Below are 209 nucleotides of genomic sequence, written 5' to 3' on the forward strand. Positions count from 1 at the left end.
ACAGGTCATCACCTGCATAACCTGTCAGTGTGTCATCCCCTAGGCCACCAATCAGAATATCCTTACCTTTCCAGCCATTCAGTACATCGTTACCATCCGTGCCGTTAAGCTGCATAGTAAGACCCGTCAGCTCCGAAGTAGAGATCGTCTTGTCCGCAAAGATAAAATTAAAGTCTCGACTAGTGGAATCACTCTCATTCAGATAGTTC

General features: G+C 45.9%; 1 pseudogene. It reads right to left on the reverse strand.

Annotated features, from left to right (window positions below):
* Nucleotides 1-115, reverse strand: a pseudogene (locus ACH8JV_RS19680) (hypothetical protein); the annotation flags it as partial.
* Nucleotides 116-209: the final 94 nt, after the last annotated feature.

Origin of the sequence: Acinetobacter sp. ABJ_C5_2, assembly GCF_044538485.1 — a bacterium.
GTDB classification, from domain to species: Bacteria; Pseudomonadota; Gammaproteobacteria; order Pseudomonadales; family Moraxellaceae; genus Acinetobacter; species Acinetobacter nosocomialis_A.